The organism is Bacillus sp. ZY-1-1, from assembly GCF_003047165.1.
Taxonomy (GTDB): Bacteria; Bacillota; Bacilli; order Bacillales; family Bacillaceae; genus Bacillus; species Bacillus velezensis.
On sequence record NZ_CP027061.1, the window covers coordinates 126355 to 147856 of the forward strand.

A 21502-nucleotide genomic window follows, 5' to 3' on the forward strand; every position below is an offset into this window, starting at 1 on the left:
ACAGGCCGGGTTCTTTTTTGCTGTTTTCTTTGAGAAGTGCCGATATGAAAGAAACCTTCCATATGACGCCTGATCAGCATTCTGCCGCCAAACATGACAAATGTCATATTCGGGGCATGATGGCTGCTACTACAACCGCGTCGGGCGCCCCGTTATACTTGAGGTCATAATGAAAAAGAAGGGACATGACATTCATGATCAATCACGCCGCAACTCAAAAACAAGCGTCTTTAAAAAAGCAGGTTGCCGCATTTTCCGGCGCCGATACAAAGCATAGTATCATTCAGCTTTTCAACACGTTTGTGCCGTTTTTTGCCCTTTGGTTTCTTGCTTACTTCAGCCTCAATGTCTCCTATCTTCTGACCCTCGCCTGTACTGTTATAGCAGCGGGATTTTTGACAAGAATCTTTATTATTTTCCACGACTGCTGCCACCAATCCTTTTTCAAACAAAAGAAGCTGAACCGGCTGTTCGGGTTTATTTCAGGTGTGCTGACACTGTTTCCGTTCCTTCAATGGCAGCGAAGCCATTCCATTCATCATGCGACGAGCAGCAACTTAGATAAACGGGGCACCGGCGATATTTGGATGATGACCGTCAAGGAATACAACGAAGCGTCAGCCTGGACAAAAATACGCTACAGACTTTATCGCAATCCGTTTATTATGTTTATTCTCGGCCCGATTTACGTATTTCTGATTAAAAACCGTTTCAATGTAAAAGGCGCCCGCCGCAAGGAGCGCTGGAACACCTATTTCACGAACGCGGCGATTGTCTTATTGGCTGCTGCGACGTGCCTGCTTCTCGGCTGGGAAAACTTTTTGCTTGTTCAGGGTCCGATTTTCCTTATTTCGGGGTCAATCGGCGTCTGGCTCTTTTATGTTCAGCACACGTTTGAGGATTCTTATTTTGAAGCCGATGAGCATTGGGATTATGTGCAGGCCGCGGTAGAAGGAAGCTCCTTTTACAAGCTGCCGAAGCTTTTGCAATGGCTGACGGGCAATATCGGCTACCATCATGTCCACCACTTAAGCCCGAAAGTGCCGAACTACAAGCTGGAAGCGGCTCATGAGGGACACGAGCCTTTAAAAAACGTACCGACCATTACGCTTAAAACAAGTCTTGAATCCATGAAATTCCGTCTGTGGGATGAGGACGAAAAGCAGTTTGTCACCTTCCGGGAGGCGCGGAAAACATCGGCGCCCCATCCGGTGCCGAAAGAACCTTTAAAGAAAAATGCCTGATACGGCGCACGGCTCTTTCTCTTATCAGAAAGAGCCTTCTCTTCATGCGTGAGGGTGCAATGAAGGCGGTGTTTTGATAAAGTGATGGTAGACACAAGCAGCAGAAGGTGGAACAAAGATGAAGAAGTATTTTAAATTTCAAAAACTGAACGGGATTTCTCCTTATATATGGACGATTTTTTTCATCCTGCCTTTTTATTTTATTTTTAAAAGCTCTTCTACCTTTGTCATCGTGGCCGGCATCATTTTCACGCTCGTTTTCTTTGGCGCATACCGCTTTGCATTTGTTGCAAAAGGCTGGCCGCTTTACTTATGGGCGCTTCTTCTGATCGGCATATCGACCGGCTCAGCCATGCTGTTCAGTTATATTTATTTCGCCTTCTTTATCGCCTACTTCATCGGCCATATCCGAGACAAAGTTCCATTTTACATCTTATATTACATTCATATCATCAGTGCGGCGGTTGCCGTCAACTTCAGCCTTGTTCTGAAAAAAGAATGGTTTTTGACACAAATTCCGTTTATCGTCATTACACTGATCAGTGCCATCCTGCTTCCGCTCAGCATTCGAAGCAGAAAGGCACGGGAGCGCCTTGAGGAGAAATTAGAATATGCAAATGAGCGAATTGCCGATCTTGTGAAGCTGGAAGAAAGGCAGCGCATCGCCCGGGACCTTCACGATACACTTGGACAAAAGCTCTCCTTAATCGGACTGAAAAGCGACCTTGCCCGAAAGCTGATATATAAGGATCCTGAACAGGCCCGCACTGAGCTGAAAAGCGTGCAGCAGACGGCCCGCACCTCCTTAAATGAGGTCAGACAAATCGTCTCATCGATGAAAGGCATCCGATTGAAGGATGAGCTCGGCAATGTTCGGCAAATTCTTGAAGCGGCAGGAATTGAATTTGTGTATGAAGAAAAAGAAGCGCCCAAACATATCTCTTTGCTGAACGAAAACATCGTCAGCATGTGCATTAAAGAAGCCGTCACCAATGTCGTGAAACACAGCGGCGCCAAAGTATGCCGCATCACCATTCAGCAGCTTTGGAAAGAGGTCGTCATTACGGTAGAAGACGACGGCAGCTTTCAATGCAGAGAAGACCGCTTTTTTTCAAAGGGGCACGGCCTGCTTGGAATGAGGGAACGTCTTGAATTCGCAAACGGCAGTTTAGCCATCGATACAGCCGCCGGAACAAAGCTGACCATGAGAATCCCGAATGATTCAAAATCAAAAGAAAAGGATGGTAGCAGATGATCAACATCTTCATTGCCGAGGATCAGCAAATGCTGCTCGGCGCACTCGGTTCGCTGTTGAATTTAGAAGAGGATATGACGGTTGTCGGCAAAGGCACAAGCGGCCAGGATGCCATCGATTTCGTGGAAAAACATGCGCCCGACATCTGTCTGATGGATATCGAAATGCCCGGGAAATCAGGTCTTGAAGCGGCAGAAGAACTCAAGGACAGCGATGTGAAAATCATCATTTTGACGACCTTTGCCCGCTCCGGCTATTTTCAGCGGGCGCTAAAAGCAGGCGTCAGCGGGTACATGCTCAAGGACAGCCCGAGCGATGAGCTCGTCAGCGCCATCCGCAGCGTCATGAAAGGAAGACGCGTCTACGCACCTGAATTAATGGAGGACATCTATAGTGAAGAAAACCCGCTGACCGAACGGGAAAAAGAGGTGCTCGAGCTTGTCGCAGACGGAAAAAACACGAAAGAAATCGCAAACGCCCTCAGCATCAAAAGCGGCACAGTCCGCAATTACGTTTCGATGATTCTGGATAAACTAGAAGTGAAAAATCGAATTGAAGCCATTACCCGATCAAAGGAAAAGGGCTGGTTTAAGTAACCCGCCCTCAGCTTGTTCAGCCAGTGTTTTTGCACTGGCTTTTTTTATTATCTATCGTCACTCCGTCTCTTCCTTCCACTTCTTATCAATCAGCATTTTCCCCGGCCAAGTGTATGCCATGATGCCGCCGTCTGCGGTGATGTCTTCTCCCGTGATGTAAGAGCTGTCGTCTGAAGCGAGGAAGAGCGCGACAGCCGCCATTTCTTCCGGTTTTCCGAGCCGGCCGAGCGGCGTGATCCATTTGTTGGCTTCACGGAACGCCTCGCCCATTTCGTCTTCTTTCGTGCCTGCCAATTTATCAATGAGCGGCGTTTCAATTGTACCCGGCGATAAGGAATTGACGCGGATTCCGCTTCTGGCGTAATCAATGGCCATCGCTCTCGTCAGGTTCGTGATTCCGCCTTTTGCGGCGTTATAGCCGGAACGGTCAAGGTCTGCGGCCCGGCCGGACATGGAGGAGGTGTTGATGATGGAGCCTCCTTTTTCGAGCATGAGCGGAATCAGGTATTTGCTGCACAGAAATGTGCCGCGCAGATCGACGGCGATGATCCGGTCAAAAAGCTCGATTGGGTATTCATGGACTTTGCCGCCCTCTTGGTCAACACCGGCATTGTTAAACAGAATATCAATTGTTCCGTACCTTTGCTGAATGCCGTCCGCAAAAGACTTTACGTTTTCTTCGTCTGATACATCAAGGTGAAAGGCTTCTGCTTCTCCGCCGTTTTTTCTGATGGCGCTGACGGTTTCATTCAGTTCGCTTTCATTGATGTCACCGCAGATCACGCGGGCGCCTTCATCGGCGAAAACCCGTGCCGTCGCTTGTCCGATGCCTGTCGCGGCCCCTGTGATGATTGCGGTTTTGTCTGTTAATCTTCCCATAATGCGATTCCTCCTTTTTCTATATCTGTTCCCGCTGAATAGGGGGATAAACATACGGAGGTTTGTTTCTAAATACCTATTAAATATGTTGATATTATGTATATACATCATTGGGAGGTTTACATATTTTGAAGATACAGCATAAAAAGGAGATAGCGTTTTATTGTTATGCCATTGTTCCTATGGGATTTGTGATTTACACCGTTATCTCTATTCTGTTTCAGGACATTACGTTTCCTCTCACTGTAAGAAATGTTCTGCATGAGTCTTTGCGAAACTTGGGATCTCTTATCTTATTTAGTTTGTTTTTCTACCCGTCATACATATGGATGAAGAAGGAATTCGGCCGCCGGAAAGAAGCAGAGAGGAGAGGATGATCAACATTCTCTCTTTTTTATTGATAAAATGGGTGAAATGAATCCATTAACATGTTAAATTTACAATATATGCATCTGCTAATCCTAGTTGACAATTGTCACTGTATATGATAAATAGATGCTGAAAAGATTTTACATAACATCAAAGCATAATTAAAGGAGAGATCTGAAGTGCGGAAAAAAAAGTTTAAAGCAGAATCCAAGCGATTGCTGGACATGATGATTAACTCCATTTACACGCAGAAGGAAATTTTTCTCCGCGAGTTAATTTCCAACGCGAGCGATGCGATTGACAAAATCTATTACAAGGCGTTAACCGATGATTCATTAACGTTTGATCAAGACAATTACTATATAAAAGTGACGGCGGACAAAGAAGCGAGAACGCTCACCGTCACAGATACCGGTATCGGGATGACAAAAGACGAGCTTGAACAGAATCTCGGCACGATTGCGAAAAGCGGTTCACTCGCTTTCAAGCAAGAAAATGACTCGAAAGACGGCCATGACATTATCGGCCAGTTCGGCGTCGGATTTTATGCGGCGTTTATGGTGGCTGATAAAGTCACGGTGAAAAGTAAGGCGCTCGGCAGTGACGAGGCGTATGTATGGGAGTCGGAAGGGGCTGCCGGCTACACGATCGCGCCGTGTGACAAGGAAACCGTCGGTACGGAAATCACCCTGAAAATAAAAGAAAACACAGAAGATGAAAGCTATGATGAGTTTTTAGAAAACTACCGCATCAAAGCGATCGTGAAAAAGTACTCTGATTTTATCCGCTACCCGATCAAAATGGAAGAGACGGTCAACAAGCCGAAAGAGGGCAGCGAGAACGAATTTGAAGAAGTTCAGGAAGAACAGACGGTCAACAGCATGGTTCCGATCTGGAGAAAAAACAAAAGCGAGCTGACGGATGAGGATTACGAGGCTTTTTACGCCGAGAAGCATTACGGTTTTGATAAACCGCTGACCCACGTGCATATCAGCGTCGATGGAGCGGTGCGCTACAATTCGATTTTGTTTATTCCGGAAAACATGCCGTTTGACTATTATACGAAGGAATTCGAAAAAGGATTGGAGCTGTATTCCAACGGCGTGCTGATCATGAACAAATGCGCCGACCTGCTTCCGGATCATTTCAGCTTTGTAAAAGGCATGGTGGATTCTGAGGATCTGTCGCTGAACATTTCCAGAGAGATGCTGCAGCACGACCGCCAACTGAAGCTGATTGCGAAAAACATCAATAAAAAAATCAAAGCCGAGCTGAAGAGCCTGCTGAAGAACAAAAGGGAAAAATACGAATCTTTCTATGAATCTTTCGGCAGACAGCTGAAATTCGGCGTCTATAATGATTTCGGCGCGAATAAAGACGTCTTAAAAGATCTGCTTCTCTTCTATTCATCTAAGGAGAAAAAGCTCGTCACTCTGGACGAATATGTGTCCAGAATGCCTGAGGATCAAAAATATATCTATTACGCGTCCGGCGATTCATATGAGCGGATTGAAAAGCTGCCGCAAACTGAAATGGTGGCGGACAAAGGCTACGAAATTTTATATTTCACGGAAGATATTGATGAATTCGCGATCAAAATGCTGACAAGCTACGAGGAAAAAGAGTTCAAATCCGTCTCAAGCGCCGACTTAGGCATCGACAGTGACGAAGATGATAAGCAGACTGAAGCCGAAGAAAACGAATATAAAGACCTGTTCGAAAGCATGAAAGAGATTCTTGCGGATAAAGTCAAGAATGTCAGAGCCTCAAAACGCTTAAAATCTCATCCGGTCTGCTTTGCGACAGACGGCGAAGTGACGATCGAAATGGAGAAAGTGTTAAACGCCATGCCTGACAGCCAGCAGGTCAAAGCGGAAAAAGTGCTGGAAATCAACCCGAATCACGAAGTGTTTGAGACGTTAAAGAACGCGCACGGACAAGATCGGGAAAAGCTTGCTTTATACACAAACCTGCTGTACAATCAGGCGCTTCTGATTGAAGGGCTGCCGATCCATGATCCGGTCGAGTTTACGAATGATATCTGCAAAGTCATGGTATGACGCCAAAAAGGAATCGCCCAGCGGGGCGATTCCTTTTTTGATTACAGTGTGCGCTGTTTAAGAATTTGATTTTGTTTGCTGCGCTTCTTTAAGGAGAACCGTTTTTTCAAGTGCGTTTCGATTTCTTCTAAACTTTTGCCCTTCGTTTCAGGAACGATGTAAGCGGCAAAGAAGAAGGATGTAAGGCAGATGACTGAGAATATTCCGAACACCCAGCCGATGCCCATTGCGCTCAGCATAAGCGGAAATACCAGCGAAACGATCAGGTTGGTTGCCGACAGAATCAATGTCGTAAATCCGGTTGCGGCTCCGCGTGCGTTTGACGGGAACAGCTCCGGCATCAGAACCCATACGACGGGACCCCATGTCGCCTGATAAAAGACGATATAGATTCCGAGAAACAGCACGGTCAGCCAAGCTGTTGAAGCTGACAGGCCGGCCAGAAGGAGAATGGCTGATAGTGACGCCAGGCTCAAGGTAATGCCGACACTTCCCCACATCAGCAGTTTTTTCCGGCCGATCCGGTCAATTAAGATCATGGCGGTGATACACATGATGACGTTTAAGACACCGATGCCCATCGTGCCGAGAACGGACGCCGAAGTGCCGAGTCCGGCCTTTGTAAAGATGGTCGGCGCATAGTAAATCACCGTGTTGATACCGACCGCCTGCTGGAAGATGGCGAGGCCGATCCCAATCAGCAGCATAGGACGGATCCATTTTGCTTTCAGCAAGCCGAGCGTAGATTCTTTTTTCTCGGCTTCTCCTTGTTTCATTTCCGCCAATTCAACGGCGATATCCTCTTTGTCGTGAGTCATTTCCATGACTTGTCTGGCTTCCTGCTCACGGCCGCGTTTGACGAGCCATCTCGGAGATTCCGGCATAAACGCGATTCCGATTAATAAAAGCGCCGCCGGTACTGCCGCGAGACCGACCATCCAGCGCCAAGCTTCAAACGGGGTGAATATGTAATTCACAATATATGCGAGTAAAATTCCGGTTACAATCATTAAGTTATTCAATGTGCCGAGCGTTCCGCGTATTTTTGTCGGCGCCATCTCAGATAGATAAACGGGAACCAGCGCCGTTGAGCCTCCGACGGCTAACCCGAGTATGACACGGGAGATAATCAGCATGGTGACGGTTTGCGAAGCCGCACAGGCAAGCGCGCCGATAATAAAAATGAGTGAAAGGACGAAAACCACTTTTCTCCGGCCCCATCGGTCAGAGCATGTCCCGCTTAAGGCGGACCCGAAAATCGCACCGAGCAGCAGCATGCTGACGACCAATCCCTCGGTCAGCGTGTTTAAAGGAATATCATTGTTAATAAATAACAAAGCCCCTGAAATCACACCGGTGTCATAGCCGTAAAGCAGCCCGCCCAATGCTCCGAAAAAGTAAATCAGGTATTTTTTGGTGTTTTTCTTCACAGATGATCCTCCTCATCTTTTGGAACGCATAATAGTTTATTTAGATAACTATTTCATTCCCCGAAGAGAAAAATATAAACATAAAAAAACACGCCCTTTCAAAAAGGCGTGTTTTTTTTCTTAGGAAAACAGCTTGTCAATAAACGCGATTTCTTCAGCAGATAGCGTAATGGAGGCTGCTTTCATGTTGTCTTTTAATTGATCCGCGCGTTTGGCGCCCGGAATCAGGATATCGATTTCAGGTCTCGCCAAGTACCAGGCAAGCACGATATGCGCCGTATCGGCATTGTGCTTTTCAGCAATCGGTTTGAGCTGGTTGACTTTTTTGATGTTTTCTTTAAACTGCTCCCCTTGGAAATGCGCCTGATCATTGCGCAGGTCGCCTTCCGGGAAGGTTGTGTTCTCGTCGTATTTGCCGGCCAGCAGTCCGGATACGAGCGGGAAGTACGGAATGAATGAGATGCCGTGTTCTGTCGTATAAGGGAAGAAAGTCTTTTCCGCCTCACGGTTCAGCAGGTTGTATTCTCCTTGAATCACGTCGACTAAGCCGTCTTTATTAGCTTCTTTCAGCTGCTCCAAAGAGAAATTGGATACGCCGATGGAACGGATTTTTCCTTCTTTTTTCAGCTCATTCAATGCTTGAACGGCTTCGTCCTTCGGTGTATGCTCATCCGGGAAATGGATGTAGAATAAATCGATGTAATCCGTCTGCAGGCGTTTCAGACTGTCTTCGACCGATTGTTTCAAAAAGGCCGGTGAGTTGTCGAAAACAAAGTCATTGCCTTCTTTTCTATGAGCGGCTTTTGTGGCGATGAAGACATCCTCGCGGTTATATTCTTTCAGCACCTCGCCGATCAATTCTTCAGAACGGCCCACACCGTAAATATAGGCGGTATCTAACATGGTAACGCCGCTTTTAATCGCTTCCCGGACCAATTCTTTTCCCGTTTCTTCATTCAGATTCGGATAGAGATTGTGTCCGCCGACCGCATTTGTTCCCAAACCGATCGGAAATACCTTTAGGTCAGTTTTGCCGATTGTTACTTTGCTCATGTTTTCGCCCCCTGAAAAAATTGGATATCATAGCGCCTGCCGGGAAAATACGGCAGCGTTCTCTATTAACTATAACGCTATGCCAAGTGAATGTCGATTTGGTGCTCTTGGCAATACTTCGTATATTCCTCATCGAGCTGCTGAGAAGTGACGATGCTGTGAAGCCGGTCAAAAGGCGCGTATGTCAAAAGCGTGGATTTGCCGAATTTGGAATGATCCGCGAGCAGATACACTTCGTTCGCCTTTTCGGAAATTTTCTTTTTCACCTCGTATTCCAGTAAGTCGGAATTCGTCAGGCCGTGGGTGATCGTTGTCCCGGTAGCGGACATGAACGCCTTGTTAATGTTGTATTTATTGAGTGTGCTCGGATCATCAATGCCGACAAACGACCTTGTCTTCCGTTTGTAGTTATTGCCGATGATGATCAGGTCGATATTTTTCATGGATGAAGCGGCGTTAATAATATCAAGGCTGTTCGTCAACACCGTTACATTCTTGTCGGGATCAAGCGTCTCCAGCATCGATTTGGTCGTCGTGCCGGAATCAATAAATACAAGATCGTGATCCTCGATAAACCGCGACGCATAGCGGGCGATTTTGATTTTTTCATCCTGATGTTGAATGGTGCGGTTCTCAAAAGGGACGAGCACAGATTTTTCTGCTGACGTCACGCCGCCGTACACCTTTTTGATCACCCCTTTTTCCGCAAGCTTATTAATATCGCGTCTGACCGTGTTTTTAGAGACGTTGAATACCTCGCACAGCTCATCCAGCGAAGTGGCTCCGTGTTTGAGAATGTATTCTTCCATCTCCTGAATCCGCATCAGTTTCATAAAAAAACTCCTTCTAGAATTCTTAAAGTAATTAAAATATATAATAAACACCAAGAGTTAATCAATAGTTACTTAACAAATGATAAAAAAGAGGGTTCCCACCGTACGATTCGACACGGTTCTCCAAGTTCCTGTTTTCCCGCTTAAAAAAAGTATGATAAAAATAATGAAAAAATTTTGATTTTTTAGATTGACTTGAAGGTGTGTTGGGCTTACAATGTAACCAAGAAATGACCAAAATATAACCTGTAAAATCAAAAGTGAAAGATGTAACCGTTTGCTTTATCCGGCACATGACCAACTTTTACATGAAAAGATTGGGAGTCACCATCATTTTAGCATTTGTAAGCGTTTAATTCATGTCTTTTATATGTAAAAGATGAATATATTCATCCGTTATTATCCAGCTGAACAGGATGTTTACTATTTAAGGAGGCAATGAGAATGGCAGAGATCAGAAAATTGAAAAACTACATCAATGGTGAATGGGTTGAAAGTAAGACAGATCAATATGAAGACGTTGTCAATCCGGCTACAAAAGAAGTGATGTGCCAGGTTCCGATTTCTACGCGGGAGGATGTGGAATACGCCGTCCGCTCAGCGTCAGAAGCGTTTAAAACATGGTCGAAGACGGCAGTGCCGCGCCGTGCGAGAATTCTATTTAACTATCAGCAGCTTCTCCAGCAGAACAAAGAAGAGCTTGCCCGTCTGATCACTTTGGAAAACGGTAAAAACACGACAGAAGCACTCGGTGAAGTGGGACGCGGAATTGAAAACGTCGAATTCGCAGCAGGCGCGCCGTCACTCATGATGGGCGATTCACTTGCCTCTATCGCCACAGATGTAGAGGCGGCGAACTACCGCTATCCGATCGGGGTGGTCGGCGGTATCGCACCGTTCAACTTCCCGATGATGGTTCCCTGCTGGATGTTCCCGATGGCGATTTCATTAGGAAACACTTTTATTCTGAAGCCGTCTGAGCGCACGCCGCTGTTAACGGAAAAACTGGCAGAGCTGTTTGAACAGGCCGGTCTGCCGAAGGGCGTCTTCAATGTCGTGCACGGCGCGCATGACGTCGTAAACGGCATTCTTGAGCATCCGGAGATTAAAGCCATCTCATTCGTCGGTTCAAAACCTGTCGGCGAGTATGTTTTCAAAAAAGGCAGCGAACATTTGAAACGCGTGCAGGCGTTAACGGGCGCAAAAAACCATACGATCGTGTTAAATGACGCCCACCTTGAAGATACGGTCACAAACATTATCGGCGCGGCATTCGGTTCGGCAGGAGAGCGCTGCATGGCATGCGCGGTTGTGACGGTTGAAGAGGGAATCGCCGATGAGTTTATGGCGAAATTACAGGAAAAGGCCGCAGACATCAAGATCGGAAACGGACTGGATGACGGCGTGTTCTTGGGCCCGGTCATCCGCGAGGACAACAAAAACCGCACGCACAGCTATATTGAAAAAGGCATCGAAGAAGGAGCGAAACTGCTTTGTGACGGCCGTGAACATGTAACGGAAGACGGCTATTTCGTCGGACCGACGATTTTTGACAACGTGACGACGGATATGACGATCTGGAAAGATGAAATCTTTGCGCCTGTTCTGTCGGTCATGCGTGTGAAAAATTTAAAAGAAGCGGTTGACATCGCCAACCAGTCTGAATTTGCGAACGGCGCCTGCCTGTTCACGTCAAATGCGAACGCGATCCGCTACTTCCGTGAGAATATTGACGCGGGAATGCTCGGGATCAACCTTGGCGTCCCGGCGCCGATGGCATTCTTCCCGTTCTCGGGCTGGAAGTCTTCTTTCTTCGGCACATTGCACGCAAACGGAAAAGACAGCGTCGACTTCTATACACGTAAAAAAGTCGTGACGGCACGATACCCGTCTCCTGACTTCAATTGATCAGACAGCCGGCCCGGACGGCTTTGTGATTCCGTCCGGGTTTTCTTTTACCATCCATTAAGGAGGAATAAACATGAGTCATTTGCTGCGCAAACCGCAGGCCGATGAAATTTCTCAAGGCGTGACCATCATACATGACGTCACTTCAGCCAATTCAGACCTCAAATACGTCGGATTTAAAGTCGTTGATCTCGCTCCCGGCTCAACCTATACAGAAGATTTGAAAAAGACGGAGTGCTGCATCGTTGCGGTAACTGGAAAAGTTACCGTCACTGATTATGATCAGACATTTGAAAGCATCGGCACCCGTGAAAGCGTATTTGATAGAAAACCGACGGACAGCGTTTATGTGTCCAATGACCGCTCTTTTGGAATCACAGCCGTCAGCGGGGCGAGGGTCGCGCTGTGCTACTCTCCGTCCGAACACCAGCTTCCGACAAAGCTGATTAAAGCGGAAGACAACGGTGTGGAACATCGCGGCAAGCTGGCAAACAAACGAACCGTTCATAACATTCTCCCCGATTCAGATCCATCGGCAAACAGCCTTCTCGTTGTTGAAGTTTACACGGACAGCGGCAACTGGTCGAGCTACCCGCCTCATAAACATGACCAAGACAATCTGCCGGCTGAATCATTTTTAGAAGAAACCTATTACCATGAAACGGACCCGCCGCAGGGATTTGTCTTCCAGCGTGTGTACACGGACGACCGCTCGATTGACGAGACGATGACCGCAGAAAATGAAAACGTTGTCATCGTGCCGGCGGGCTATCACCCGGTTGGTGTTCCGGACGGGTATACCTCTTACTACCTGAATGTAATGGCGGGCCCGACACGAAAATGGAAGTTTCATAATGATCCGGCCCATGAATGGATTCTGGAACGCTGACAAGTGAGGAGTGGCAGATAACGATGAAATATACATTTAATGAAGAAAAAGAGTTTGATATTGTCGCGATCGGACGCGCGTGTATTGATTTGAACGCGGCGGAATACAACCGGCCGATGGAAGAAACGATGACGTTTTCTAAATATGTCGGCGGCTCCCCGGCAAATATTGCGATCGGCAGCGCTAAGCTCGGATTAAAAGCCGGTTTTATCGGCAAAATCCCGGATGACCAGCACGGCAGATTTATCGTTTCTTATATGCAGGAAAAGGGCGTCGATACGTCACAAATGACCGTTGACAGAGAAGGACGCAAAGCCGGGCTCGCTTTTACGGAAATTCTCAGTCCTGAAGAGTGCAGCATTCTGATGTACCGGGATGACGTGGCGGATTTGTATCTAGAGCCGTCCGAAGTCAATGAAGGCTACATCGCAAACGCGAAAATGCTGCTCGTATCAGGTACGGCGCTTGCGAAAAGCCCGTCGCGCGAAGCCGTCTTAAAAGCGGTGCAAATCGCAAAAAAACATGACGTAAAAGTCGTGTTTGAGCTCGACTACCGTCCGTATACATGGCAATCGGCAGAAGAAACAGCCGTGTACTACACGCTGGCGGCGGAACAATCCGATATCGTCATCGGTACGCGTGACGAATTTGACGTAATGGAAAACCGCAGCGGCGGAAATAACGATGAAACCGTCCGCCATTTGTTTGCGCACTCCGCCGACCTTGTCGTCATTAAGCACGGCGTTGACGGATCATACGCATACAGCAGATCGGGAGAAGTTTTCCGGGCGCACGCCTATAAAACAAAGGTGCTGAAGACCTTCGGAGCGGGTGATTCCTATGCGTCAGCTTTCATCTACGGACTGGTCAGCGGCCGGGATATTGAAACGTCTTTAAAATACGGGAGCGCTTCCGCTTCCATCGTCGTCAGCAAACACAGCTCCTCAGAAGCAATGCCGGCTGCCGGTGAAATCATCGAACTGATTGAAGCGCAGCACAGTCTTAACGGTAAATAGAACTTATAAAAGGTGGGATCGTTTGTGGGTAAGACAATTCGCTTAACGACAGCACAAGCGCTGATTCAATTCTTGAACCGGCAGTACATTCATGTTGACGGAAAAGAAGAGCCGTTCGTTGAGGGCATCTTCACGATTTTCGGCCATGGAAATGTGTTGGGGATCGGGCAGGCGCTCGAGCAGGACGCCGGGCACCTGAAAGTCTATCAAGGCAAAAACGAACAAGGCATGGCGCATGCCGCGATGGCATACAGCAAGCAGATGCTGAGAAGAAAAATTTACGCGGTATCGACATCGGTCGGTCCGGGTGCCGCTAACTTGACGGCTGCCGCGGGTACGGCGCTGGCCAATCATATCCCGGTGCTGCTGCTTCCGGCCGATACCTTTGCGACGAGGCAGCCTGACCCGGTGCTTCAGCAGGTGGAGCAGGAATACAGCGCCGCCGTCACGACAAACGATGCGTTAAAGCCCGTGTCCCGCTATTGGGACCGCATCACCCGCCCCGAGCAGCTGATGAGCAGCTTAATCCGGGCATTTGAAGTGATGACAGATCCGGCAAAAGCGGGCCCGGCGACCATCTGCATTTCTCAGGATGTAGAGGGAGAAGCATTTGATTTTGATGAAAGCTTCTTTGAAAAACGTGTTCATTACATTGATCGGATGCAGCCGAGCGAGCGTGAGCTGAAAGGCGCCGCGGAGAGAATTAAGGAGAGCAGCCGTCCCGTCATTTTAGTGGGCGGCGGCGCGAAGTACTCCGGCGCGCGTGAGGAATTAATCGCGCTTTCTGAAACATACGGCATTCCGCTTGTCGAAACGCAGGCCGGCAAGTCAACGGTTGAAGCCGATTTTGCCAACAATCTGGGCGGCATGGGCATCACGGGCACACTTGCCGCAAACAAAGCCGCCCGCCAGGCTGATCTGATCATCGGTGTCGGCACACGGTACACGGACTTTGCGACATCCTCGAAAACGGCGTTTGATTTTGACAAAGCAAAATTTTTGAATATCAATGTCAGCCGCATGCAGGCATACAAACTTGACGCGTTTCAGGTCGTAGCCGATGCGAAAGTGACGCTCGGCAGGCTGCACGGCTTATTAGACGGATATAAAAGTGCATTCGGCACGGCGATTAAAGGCTGGAAAGATGAATGGCTGGCTGAACGGGACCGGCTCGGCAAGGTCACTTTTACACGTGACGCGTTCAAGCCGGAAATTAAAAACCATTTCTCACAGGACGTGTTAAACGAGTATGCCGACGCGCTCGAGACTGAGCTGCCGCAAACAACGGCGCTGTTGACCATCAACGACACGATTCCTGAAGACAGCGTCGTCATCAGTTCGGCGGGATCTCTTCCGGGCGATCTGCAGCGGCTGTGGCATTCCAACGTCCCGAATACGTACCATCTGGAGTACGGCTATTCCTGCATGGGATATGAAGTATCGGGCACGCTCGGCCTCAAGCTGGCTCATCCCGACAAAGAAGTCTATTCACTCGTCGGCGACGGAAGCTTTCTGATGCTGCACTCAGAGCTGATTACCGCGCTTCAATATAACAAAAAAATCAATGTCCTGCTCTTTGACAACTCCGGGTTCGGCTGTATCAACAACCTGCAGATGGATCACGGGAGCGGCAGTTATTTCTGCGAGTTCCGCACAGAGGACAATCAGATTTTAAACGTTGATTACGCGAAGGTGGCAGAGGGCTACGGCGCTAAAACATACAGAGCCAATACGGTTGAAGAACTGAAAGCGGCGCTTGAAGATGCGAAAACGCAAGAGGTATCCACTTTAATTGAAATGAAGGTTCTGCCGAAAACGATGACGGACGGCTATGACAGCTGGTGGCATGTCGGCGTGGCGGAAGTGTCTGAGCAGGAAAGCGTTCAGCGGGCATACGAAGCGAAAGAGATGAAGCTGAAGTCTGCGAAGCAGTACTAGAGGGGAGGCATCACGATGGGCAAACAAAATATTTTGTGGGGCATCGCTCCCATTGGGTGGCGCAATGACGATATGCCGGAGATCGGAGCCGGGAATACGCTGCAGCATTTGTTAAGCGATATTGTTGTCGCCGGTTTTCAAGGTACGGAAGTGGGAGGGTTTTTCCCTGAACCCTCCGTCCTCAATAAGGAGCTGGCTCTCCGGAACTTGCGGATTGCGGGGAAATGGTTCAGCAGCTTTATCATTCAAGACGGTATTGAAAAAACGGCTGAACAATTTACAGAACACTGTGATTATTTGCAGAAAGTCGGAGCGGATGCCGCCATCGTTTCTGAACAGACGTACAGTGTCCAGGGCTTGGATATTGATGTATTTAAGAAAAAACCGCACTTCTCAAATGAAGAATGGGATACACTGTGCCAAGGCTTGAACCGTCTCGGGAAAATCGCTGACGAATACGGGCTGGAGCTCACGTTTCATCATCATCTCGGCACAGGCGTCCAGACGGCGGAAGAAGTTGACCGGCTGATGGATGGAACGGACCCGCGGTATGTCCATTTACTTTATGATACCGGCCATGCCTATATCTCAGACGGAGACTATATGACGATTCTCAACAAGCATATGGATCGGATCAGACACGTTCATTTCAAGGACGCGCGGTTTGACATTATGGAGCGGTGCAGACAGGAAGGCAAGTCATTCAGGCAGTCGTTTTTACAGGGCATTTTTACGGTGCCCGGAGACGGATGCATCGATTTTACCGAAGTGTACCAAACGCTCGTCCGTCATGATTATTCAGGCTGGATCGTCATTGAAGCCGAACAAGACCCGGCAGTCGCCAATCCGCTTGAGTACGCGCTGATTGCGAGAAAGTACATCGACAGTGAACTGCTTGATCCTGCAAATTAGAGGGGGACTTATATGAATAGTGCCAAGGCGGAATCAGCTTTCAGCAAACGGACCATCGCCGCAGCATTAGCAAATTACATTGATGCAGGTTCCATCGTGGCAGGATCAGCGGGTTTATCTATGTGGGTCAGCTACTTGAAGCTGTCCGACAGTCAGATCGGATTGCTCGGCGCCTTCAGCGCAAACGCGATATCAGCGGCCATCGGAGCGCTGCTCGGCGGGTATTTGGCTGATAAGGTCGGCCGAAAAGCTGTATACACAAACAGTATGCTCGTGTACGCTTTAGGAATTTGTTTGGTTTTGTTTGGATTCAACTTTCCCATGCTGTTATGCGGATACATGATTATCGGGATTTCTGTAGGCGCGGATATTACGGCTTCATGGACCATTATCGCGGAAAACGCCCCCGAAAAAAACCGGGCGAGGCATTGCGGAGTGGCGCAGGTGGCGTGGGCCGCCGGAGCCGTTGTGGTTCTGCTGTTATCCGTTTTGGTCGGTGACCTCGGGCTTTTAGGAAATAAAATTGTCTTTGCGCATCTATTGGTGATCGCCCTGATCACATATGTGATAAGAAAGCGTTTACCTGAGTCGGATGCCTGGAAAAACAGTGAAGAGCGGCCTGCCGCCGTGAAAAAAACATCTTATTTTGACTTGCTTCAGCCGAAATTTTTCAAGAACATTTTGTTTTTAATGGGTGTGTTTCTCGTATGGAATCTCGCCGCGGGCGTCATGGGATTCTTCATGCCGTACATCTACCAGCAGGTCGGCGGCGTATCCGCAAATACGGCCAACATTCTGCAGATGGCCCTGTTTATCTTCACCGGGCTCGGCGTCGCCTGTATCTTCATGCCTTTTGCAGATCAATATCGGAAAACGGTGTTCGGAATCTGCGCCTTTATGGCTGTTGTCGGCTGGTCGCTGTTTTTGCTGCCGTTTCAGGGGCTCCCGATGCTGCTTTTGTTTGTTTTAGCGATCGGCATCAATAACGGAGCCGGCCAGCAGGCGAACTACCAGCTGTGGGCAAGCGAGCTGTTCCCGACAGAACACAGAGCGTCAGCACAAGGGCTCATGTTCTTTCTCGTCCGTATTTCAATCGGCATTTGGAGTTTATTTGTGCCGGTCATCATGTCACAATTCGGCATCGGTTTTATGGCCGGTATTCTGCTCATATGTGTGACGGCCAGTATGATCATCGGGCTTGTCTTCGCACCGAATACGTCCGGCAAGTCGCTTGAACAGATACAGGAGGAACTGTACGGTGCTCCTCAGGACGGCAGAGAGAAAAGAAAGACGAGAACCATTATTTGATTATCAGAAGGAGTGGCGATCAATGAATTTACGTATAGGTGTTATCGGAACCGGTGCTATCGGAAAAGAGCACATCAACCGCATCACAAATAAGCTGTCGGGCGCGGAAATTACCGCTGTCACAGATGTGAATCAGGAGGCCGCGCAGCAGACCGTTCAGCATTTCAATTTGAACGCCTCGGTTTATCCTGATGACGACAGCCTTCTCGCTGCTGAAAATGTGGATGCCGTCTTAGTGACAAGCTGGGGCCCGGCTCACGAATCCAGCGTGTTGAAAGCGATTCAGCACGGCAAGCACGTGTTTTGTGAAAAGCCGCTTGCGACAACGGCAGAAGGCTGTATGCGCATTGTCGAGGAAGAAATGAAGACGGGAAAACGATTGGTGCAGGTAGGTTTCATGCGCAGATATGACAGCGGTTACGTTCAGCTGAAAGAAGCGATCGACAACCGTGCGGTCGGCGAGCCGCTGATGATTCACTGTGCGCACCGCAACCCGACAGTCGCATCGAATTATTCAACGGACATGGCCGTCGTCGATACGCTCGTTCATGAAATTGATGTCCTCCACTGGCTTGTCAATGACGACTATGAATCCGTACAAGTCATCTATCCGAAGAAATCAAAAAATGCGCTGCCGCATCTGAAAGATCCGCAGATGGTCATCATCGAAACAAAAGGCGGCATCGTCATCAATGCAGAAATCTATGTGAACTGTAAATACGGCTATGACATTCAATGTGAAGTCGTCGGGGAAGACGGCGTCATTAAGCTTCCGGAACCGTCAAGCATCAGCTTGAGAAAAGAAGGAAAATTCAGCACCGATATTCTGATGGACTGGCAGCGCCGATTTGCGGCTGCGTATGATGTGGAAATTCAGGACTTCATTGATTCGATCCGGAAGAAAGGCGAAGTCAGCGGTCCGACGGCATGGGACGGTTATATTGCCGCGGTGACAACAGACGCGTGCGTAAAAGCTCAGGAATCCGGACAGAAAGAGCCAGTGGCGCTGCAAGAGAAACCGGCATTCTATCAATCATTTACGACTGTGAACAAATAATAGATCGGGAGTGAAAAAATGAAACTGGCCTTAGATCCATCCATGTACCGCGATGATTTAACATTAGAGGAAATGGTCTATAAAACGGCGGAACTCGGATACGAATATATCGAACTGTCCCCGCGCGAGGATTTTTGTCCTTTCTATAAATATCCGAAAGTCGATTCAGCAAAAATCAAACAATTGAAGCGCCTTTTAAAGGATACAGGTGTGAAGCTGTCCTCCCTTCTTCCGCTTTACCACTGGGCGGGTCCTGATGAAGACCGCCGCCAGGCCGCCGTGCGCAACTGGAAACGGGCGATCGAAATTGCGGTTGAACTTGAAGTGGATTTGATGAACAGTGAATTCAGCGGTTCAAAGTATGATCCGTTGACAAGTGAAGAAAAATTCATCAAATCCATGGATGAGCTGCTGCCCGTCTTTGAAAAAGAAGGCGTTAAACTCAATCTTCAAGCCCATCCATACGATTTTATCGAAACGCACAAAGGTGCGATGGATATGATCCGCGCGCTCGATAAGGATTGGATCAATCTTGTCTACTCGACTGCGCATACGTTCTTCTATGATGACGGCAAAGGCGATATCGAAACCATGTTTGATGAAGCCGGCGACCGCCTCACACATGTTTTATTTGCAGATACTTTTAATCATAAAGCGGCGCACGGCCTGCGTTACATCGTCAATCCGCCTGATGCGAAAGTAACGGTTCACCAGCATCTGGACATCGGGCAAGGCGAGGTCGATTTTGAGACGATTTTCAGAAAGATGAGAGAGATGAAATTCGACGGAATTGCGACGAACGCCGTGTTTGCTTGGGTCGGCGAAAGAGCGGATGAATCAAGCCGGATCATGCTTAAGAAATTAAAAGAAGAACTGGGTATGGCATAAGCTGAGTATGGAGTTCGGCGGAGCGGGGCAAAAAAGCCCTTCAGCCGGACTCCCTTCATATCGAAAACGCGGATGGGAGAGGCTGACATGAAACTTTGCTTTAATGAAGCGACTACGCTGGAGAATTCAAACCTGAAACAGGATTTAGAACTGTGCGAAAAGCACGGCTATGATTATATTGAAATCCGCACAATGGATAAGCTGCCGGAATACTTAAAAGACCATTCACTGGCCGATCTGGCGGAATATTTTCAATCCCATCACATTAAACCGCTTGCCCTGAACGCCCTGGTTTTCTTCAACAATCGTGATGAGAAGGGTTATAGGGAGATCATTTCGGAATTCAAAAGCATGATGGAAACCTGCAGGACGCTCGGCGTGAAATATGTGGTGGCCGTGCCGCTTGTGACAGAGCGGAAAATCTTGAAAGAAGAAATCAAAAAGAGCAGCATAGAGGTGCTGACTGAGCTTTCGGACATCGCGGAGCCGTACGGCGTAAACATTGCCCTTGAATTTGTCGGCCACCCGCAATGCACGGTCAATACATTTGAACAGGCGTATGACATCGTGAACGCTGTCGGCCGCGATAATGTCGGACTGGTGTTTGACAGCTTCCATTTCCACGCGATGGGCTCCAATATTGAGAGCTTGAAGCAGGCGGACGGAAAGAAAATTTTCATCTATCATATCGACGATACAGAAGACTTTCCGATCGGCTTTTTAACGGATGAAGACCGCGTCTGGCCTGGGCAGGGTGCGATTGACTTAGACGCCCATCTGTCAGCGTTAAAAGAAATCGGATTCAATGATGTTGTCTCCGTAGAGCTGTTCAGACCTGAATATTATAAGCTGACTGCGGAGGAAACGATCAAAACGGCAAAGGAAACAACGGAAGCCGTCGTATCAAAATACTTCATGAAGGAGGCGTGAACATGGCTTTTGTCACCATGAAACATCTTCTTGCAGAAGCGAAACGGGAGCATTATGCAGTCGGCCAATTTAATATCAACGGCCTCCAATGGACGAAGGCGATTCTGCAAGCGGCGCAAAAGGAGCAATCGCCGGTCATCGCCGCGGCTTCCGATCGTCTGGTCGGCTATTTAGGCGGATTTAAAACGATTTCCGCCATGGTCGGCGCGTTAATGGAAGAAATGGCGATTACCGTTCCCGTCGTGCTCCATCTTGATCACGGAAGCAGTGCGGAACGCTGCAGACAGGCCATTGACGCCGGATTCAGCTCAGTGATGATTGACGGCTCCCATCAGCCGATTGACGAGAATATCGCGATGACAAAAGAAGTCACCGATTATGCCGCAAAGCACGGCGTCTCAGTAGAAGCCGAAGTCGGCACGGTCGGCGGCATGGAAGACGGGCTGGTCGGTGGGGTACGCTATGCCGATATCGCCGAATGTGAGCGGATCGTGCAAGAAACCAATATCGATGCGCTGGCGGCCGCCCTCGGCTCCGTCCACGGCAAATATCAGGGCGAGCCGAATCTCGGATTTAAAGAAATGGCGGCTATCTCCCGTATGACTGATATTCCCCTCGTTCTCCACGGAGCATCCGGGATTCCTCAGGATCAGATCAAAAAAGCCATCACGCTCGGCCACGCGAAAATCAATATCAACACGGAATGTATGGTAGCCTGGACAGACGAAACACGCCGCATGTTTCAGGAAAACGGCGATCTGTACGAACCGCGCGGCTACATGACACCCGGCATTGAAGCCGTGGAAGAGACGGTGCGAAGCAAAATGAGAGAGTTCGGATCAGCCGGTAAAGCCGTAAAACAGCAGGTCGGCTGATGAAAACGGAAACCGCCAAGATGGCGGTTTTTTTGTGCGGTGTTGCGTCCGTACGCCCGAAA

19 protein-coding genes are annotated in these 21502 nt (G+C 48.5%); 15 read left to right on the top strand and 4 right to left on the bottom strand.

Features of this window, described 5'->3' with window-relative positions:
* Positions 1-194 precede the first annotated feature (194 nt).
* The 3 genes from C5I45_RS00660 (at position 195) to C5I45_RS00670 (ending at position 3095) form a co-directional block, all read left to right on the top strand.
* Positions 195-1244, top strand: a complete 1050-nt coding sequence (locus C5I45_RS00660; RefSeq protein ID WP_004393209.1) for a Delta(5) desaturase DesA — start codon at positions 195-197, stop codon at positions 1242-1244.
* Positions 1245-1362: 118 nt separating this feature from the next.
* Complete coding sequence (locus C5I45_RS00665) at positions 1363-2499, top strand: sensor histidine kinase (RefSeq protein WP_014306135.1); 1137 nt, start codon at positions 1363-1365, stop codon at positions 2497-2499.
* Positions 2496-3095 (top strand): response regulator transcription factor, encoded by a 600-nt coding sequence (locus tag C5I45_RS00670; RefSeq protein ID WP_102422101.1) that lies wholly within the window; start codon positions 2496-2498, stop codon positions 3093-3095. The genes C5I45_RS00665 and C5I45_RS00670 overlap by 4 nt, the downstream gene beginning before the upstream one ends.
* A gap of 57 nt (positions 3096-3152) precedes the next feature.
* Here the strand turns inward: C5I45_RS00670 and C5I45_RS00675 are convergent, their stop codons facing one another.
* Complete coding sequence (locus C5I45_RS00675; protein WP_095318277.1) at positions 3153-3974, bottom strand: SDR family oxidoreductase; 822 nt, start codon at positions 3972-3974, stop codon at positions 3153-3155.
* Between the two features lie 128 nt (positions 3975-4102).
* On the opposite strand from C5I45_RS00675, the gene C5I45_RS19825 reads away from it, so the two are divergent.
* Entirely contained in the window at positions 4103-4351 is a 249-nt protein-coding gene (locus C5I45_RS19825) for a hypothetical protein (protein WP_014306134.1), read from the top strand.
* A gap of 171 nt (positions 4352-4522) precedes the next feature.
* A complete protein-coding gene (gene htpG / locus C5I45_RS00685) occupies positions 4523-6403 on the top strand; it encodes a molecular chaperone HtpG (RefSeq protein WP_004393216.1) in 1881 nt (626 codons plus the stop codon).
* Between the two features lie 41 nt (positions 6404-6444).
* On the opposite strand, the gene C5I45_RS00690 is transcribed toward htpG, so the two are convergent.
* The 3 genes from C5I45_RS00690 to C5I45_RS00700 form a co-directional block, all read right to left on the bottom strand.
* Positions 6445-7833 (bottom strand): sugar porter family MFS transporter, encoded by a 1389-nt coding sequence (locus tag C5I45_RS00690; RefSeq protein ID WP_004393218.1) that lies wholly within the window; start codon positions 7831-7833, stop codon positions 6445-6447.
* 120 nt (positions 7834-7953) lie between these two features.
* Positions 7954-8886, bottom strand: coding sequence for an aldo/keto reductase (locus C5I45_RS00695; protein WP_004393219.1), 933 nt, complete (start codon positions 8884-8886; stop codon positions 7954-7956).
* 77 nt (positions 8887-8963) lie between these two features.
* Positions 8964-9719, bottom strand: a complete 756-nt coding sequence (locus C5I45_RS00700) for a DeoR/GlpR family DNA-binding transcription regulator (RefSeq protein ID WP_004393223.1) — start codon at positions 9717-9719, stop codon at positions 8964-8966.
* A gap of 444 nt (positions 9720-10163) precedes the next feature.
* Between C5I45_RS00700 and iolA the strand changes: the two genes are divergently transcribed.
* From iolA to iolJ, 10 genes are all read left to right on the top strand, one after another.
* Positions 10164-11627 (top strand): methylmalonate-semialdehyde dehydrogenase, encoded by a 1464-nt coding sequence (gene iolA, locus C5I45_RS00705; protein WP_014306132.1) that lies wholly within the window; start codon positions 10164-10166, stop codon positions 11625-11627.
* Between the two features lie 73 nt (positions 11628-11700).
* Positions 11701-12516 carry a 5-deoxy-glucuronate isomerase gene (gene iolB, locus C5I45_RS00710; protein ID WP_015387476.1) on the top strand — a complete coding sequence of 272 codons (816 nt, stop codon included), beginning with the start codon at positions 11701-11703 and terminating at the stop codon, positions 12514-12516.
* Positions 12517-12539: 23 nt separating this feature from the next.
* Positions 12540-13532, top strand: coding sequence for a 5-dehydro-2-deoxygluconokinase (gene iolC / locus C5I45_RS00715; protein WP_014306131.1), 993 nt, complete (start codon positions 12540-12542; stop codon positions 13530-13532).
* Between the two features lie 24 nt (positions 13533-13556).
* Complete coding sequence (gene iolD, locus C5I45_RS00720) at positions 13557-15470, top strand: 3D-(3,5/4)-trihydroxycyclohexane-1,2-dione acylhydrolase (decyclizing) (RefSeq protein ID WP_015387478.1); 1914 nt, start codon at positions 13557-13559, stop codon at positions 15468-15470.
* A gap of 15 nt (positions 15471-15485) precedes the next feature.
* A complete protein-coding gene (iolE, locus tag C5I45_RS00725; protein WP_004393234.1) occupies positions 15486-16382 on the top strand; it encodes a myo-inosose-2 dehydratase in 897 nt (298 codons plus the stop codon).
* Between the two features lie 12 nt (positions 16383-16394).
* Positions 16395-17690 (top strand): MFS transporter, encoded by a 1296-nt coding sequence (locus tag C5I45_RS00730; protein WP_014306129.1) that lies wholly within the window; start codon positions 16395-16397, stop codon positions 17688-17690.
* 22 nt (positions 17691-17712) lie between these two features.
* On the top strand, positions 17713-18747 hold the full coding sequence (locus tag C5I45_RS00735) for a bifunctional inositol 2-dehydrogenase/D-chiro-inositol 1-dehydrogenase (protein ID WP_024086000.1): 1035 nt from the start codon (positions 17713-17715) through the stop codon (positions 18745-18747).
* Positions 18748-18765: 18 nt separating this feature from the next.
* Positions 18766-19635, top strand: a complete 870-nt coding sequence (locus C5I45_RS00740; protein ID WP_014306128.1) for a sugar phosphate isomerase/epimerase family protein — start codon at positions 18766-18768, stop codon at positions 19633-19635.
* Between the two features lie 87 nt (positions 19636-19722).
* Positions 19723-20565: a 2-keto-myo-inositol isomerase gene (iolI, locus tag C5I45_RS00745; RefSeq protein ID WP_015387483.1), complete on the top strand. Its 843-nt coding sequence runs from the start codon at positions 19723-19725 to the stop codon at positions 20563-20565.
* Between the two features lie 2 nt (positions 20566-20567).
* Positions 20568-21440 (top strand): 6-phospho-5-dehydro-2-deoxy-D-gluconate aldolase, encoded by an 873-nt coding sequence (gene iolJ, locus C5I45_RS00750; protein WP_107994162.1) that lies wholly within the window; start codon positions 20568-20570, stop codon positions 21438-21440.
* Positions 21441-21502 lie beyond the last annotated feature (62 nt).

Bases quoted from the DNA above. Each gene is read 5' to 3' on its own strand.
- C5I45_RS00675 (WP_095318277.1), bottom strand. From the start codon at position 3,974: ATGGGAAGATTAACAGACAAAACCGCAATCATCACAGGGGCCGCGACA.
- C5I45_RS00665 (WP_014306135.1), top strand. From the start codon at position 1,363: ATGAAGAAGTATTTTAAATTTCAAAAACTGAACGGGATTTCTCCTTAT.
- C5I45_RS00735 (WP_024086000.1), top strand. From the start codon at position 17,713: ATGAATTTACGTATAGGTGTTATCGGAACCGGTGCTATCGGAAAAGAG.
- iolE (WP_004393234.1), top strand. From the start codon at position 15,486: ATGGGCAAACAAAATATTTTGTGGGGCATCGCTCCCATTGGGTGGCGC.
- C5I45_RS00660 (WP_004393209.1), top strand. From the start codon at position 195: ATGATCAATCACGCCGCAACTCAAAAACAAGCGTCTTTAAAAAAGCAG.
- iolI (WP_015387483.1), top strand. From the start codon at position 19,723: ATGAAACTTTGCTTTAATGAAGCGACTACGCTGGAGAATTCAAACCTG.
- iolJ (WP_107994162.1), top strand. From the start codon at position 20,568: ATGGCTTTTGTCACCATGAAACATCTTCTTGCAGAAGCGAAACGGGAG.
- C5I45_RS00730 (WP_014306129.1), top strand. From the start codon at position 16,395: ATGAATAGTGCCAAGGCGGAATCAGCTTTCAGCAAACGGACCATCGCC.
- C5I45_RS00700 (WP_004393223.1), bottom strand. From the start codon at position 9,719: ATGAAACTGATGCGGATTCAGGAGATGGAAGAATACATTCTCAAACAC.
- iolC (WP_014306131.1), top strand. From the start codon at position 12,540: ATGAAATATACATTTAATGAAGAAAAAGAGTTTGATATTGTCGCGATC.
- iolA (WP_014306132.1), top strand. From the start codon at position 10,164: ATGGCAGAGATCAGAAAATTGAAAAACTACATCAATGGTGAATGGGTT.
- C5I45_RS00695 (WP_004393219.1), bottom strand. From the start codon at position 8,886: ATGAGCAAAGTAACAATCGGCAAAACTGACCTAAAGGTATTTCCGATC.
- iolB (WP_015387476.1), top strand. From the start codon at position 11,701: ATGAGTCATTTGCTGCGCAAACCGCAGGCCGATGAAATTTCTCAAGGC.
- C5I45_RS00670 (WP_102422101.1), top strand. From the start codon at position 2,496: ATGATCAACATCTTCATTGCCGAGGATCAGCAAATGCTGCTCGGCGCA.
- C5I45_RS00740 (WP_014306128.1), top strand. From the start codon at position 18,766: ATGAAACTGGCCTTAGATCCATCCATGTACCGCGATGATTTAACATTA.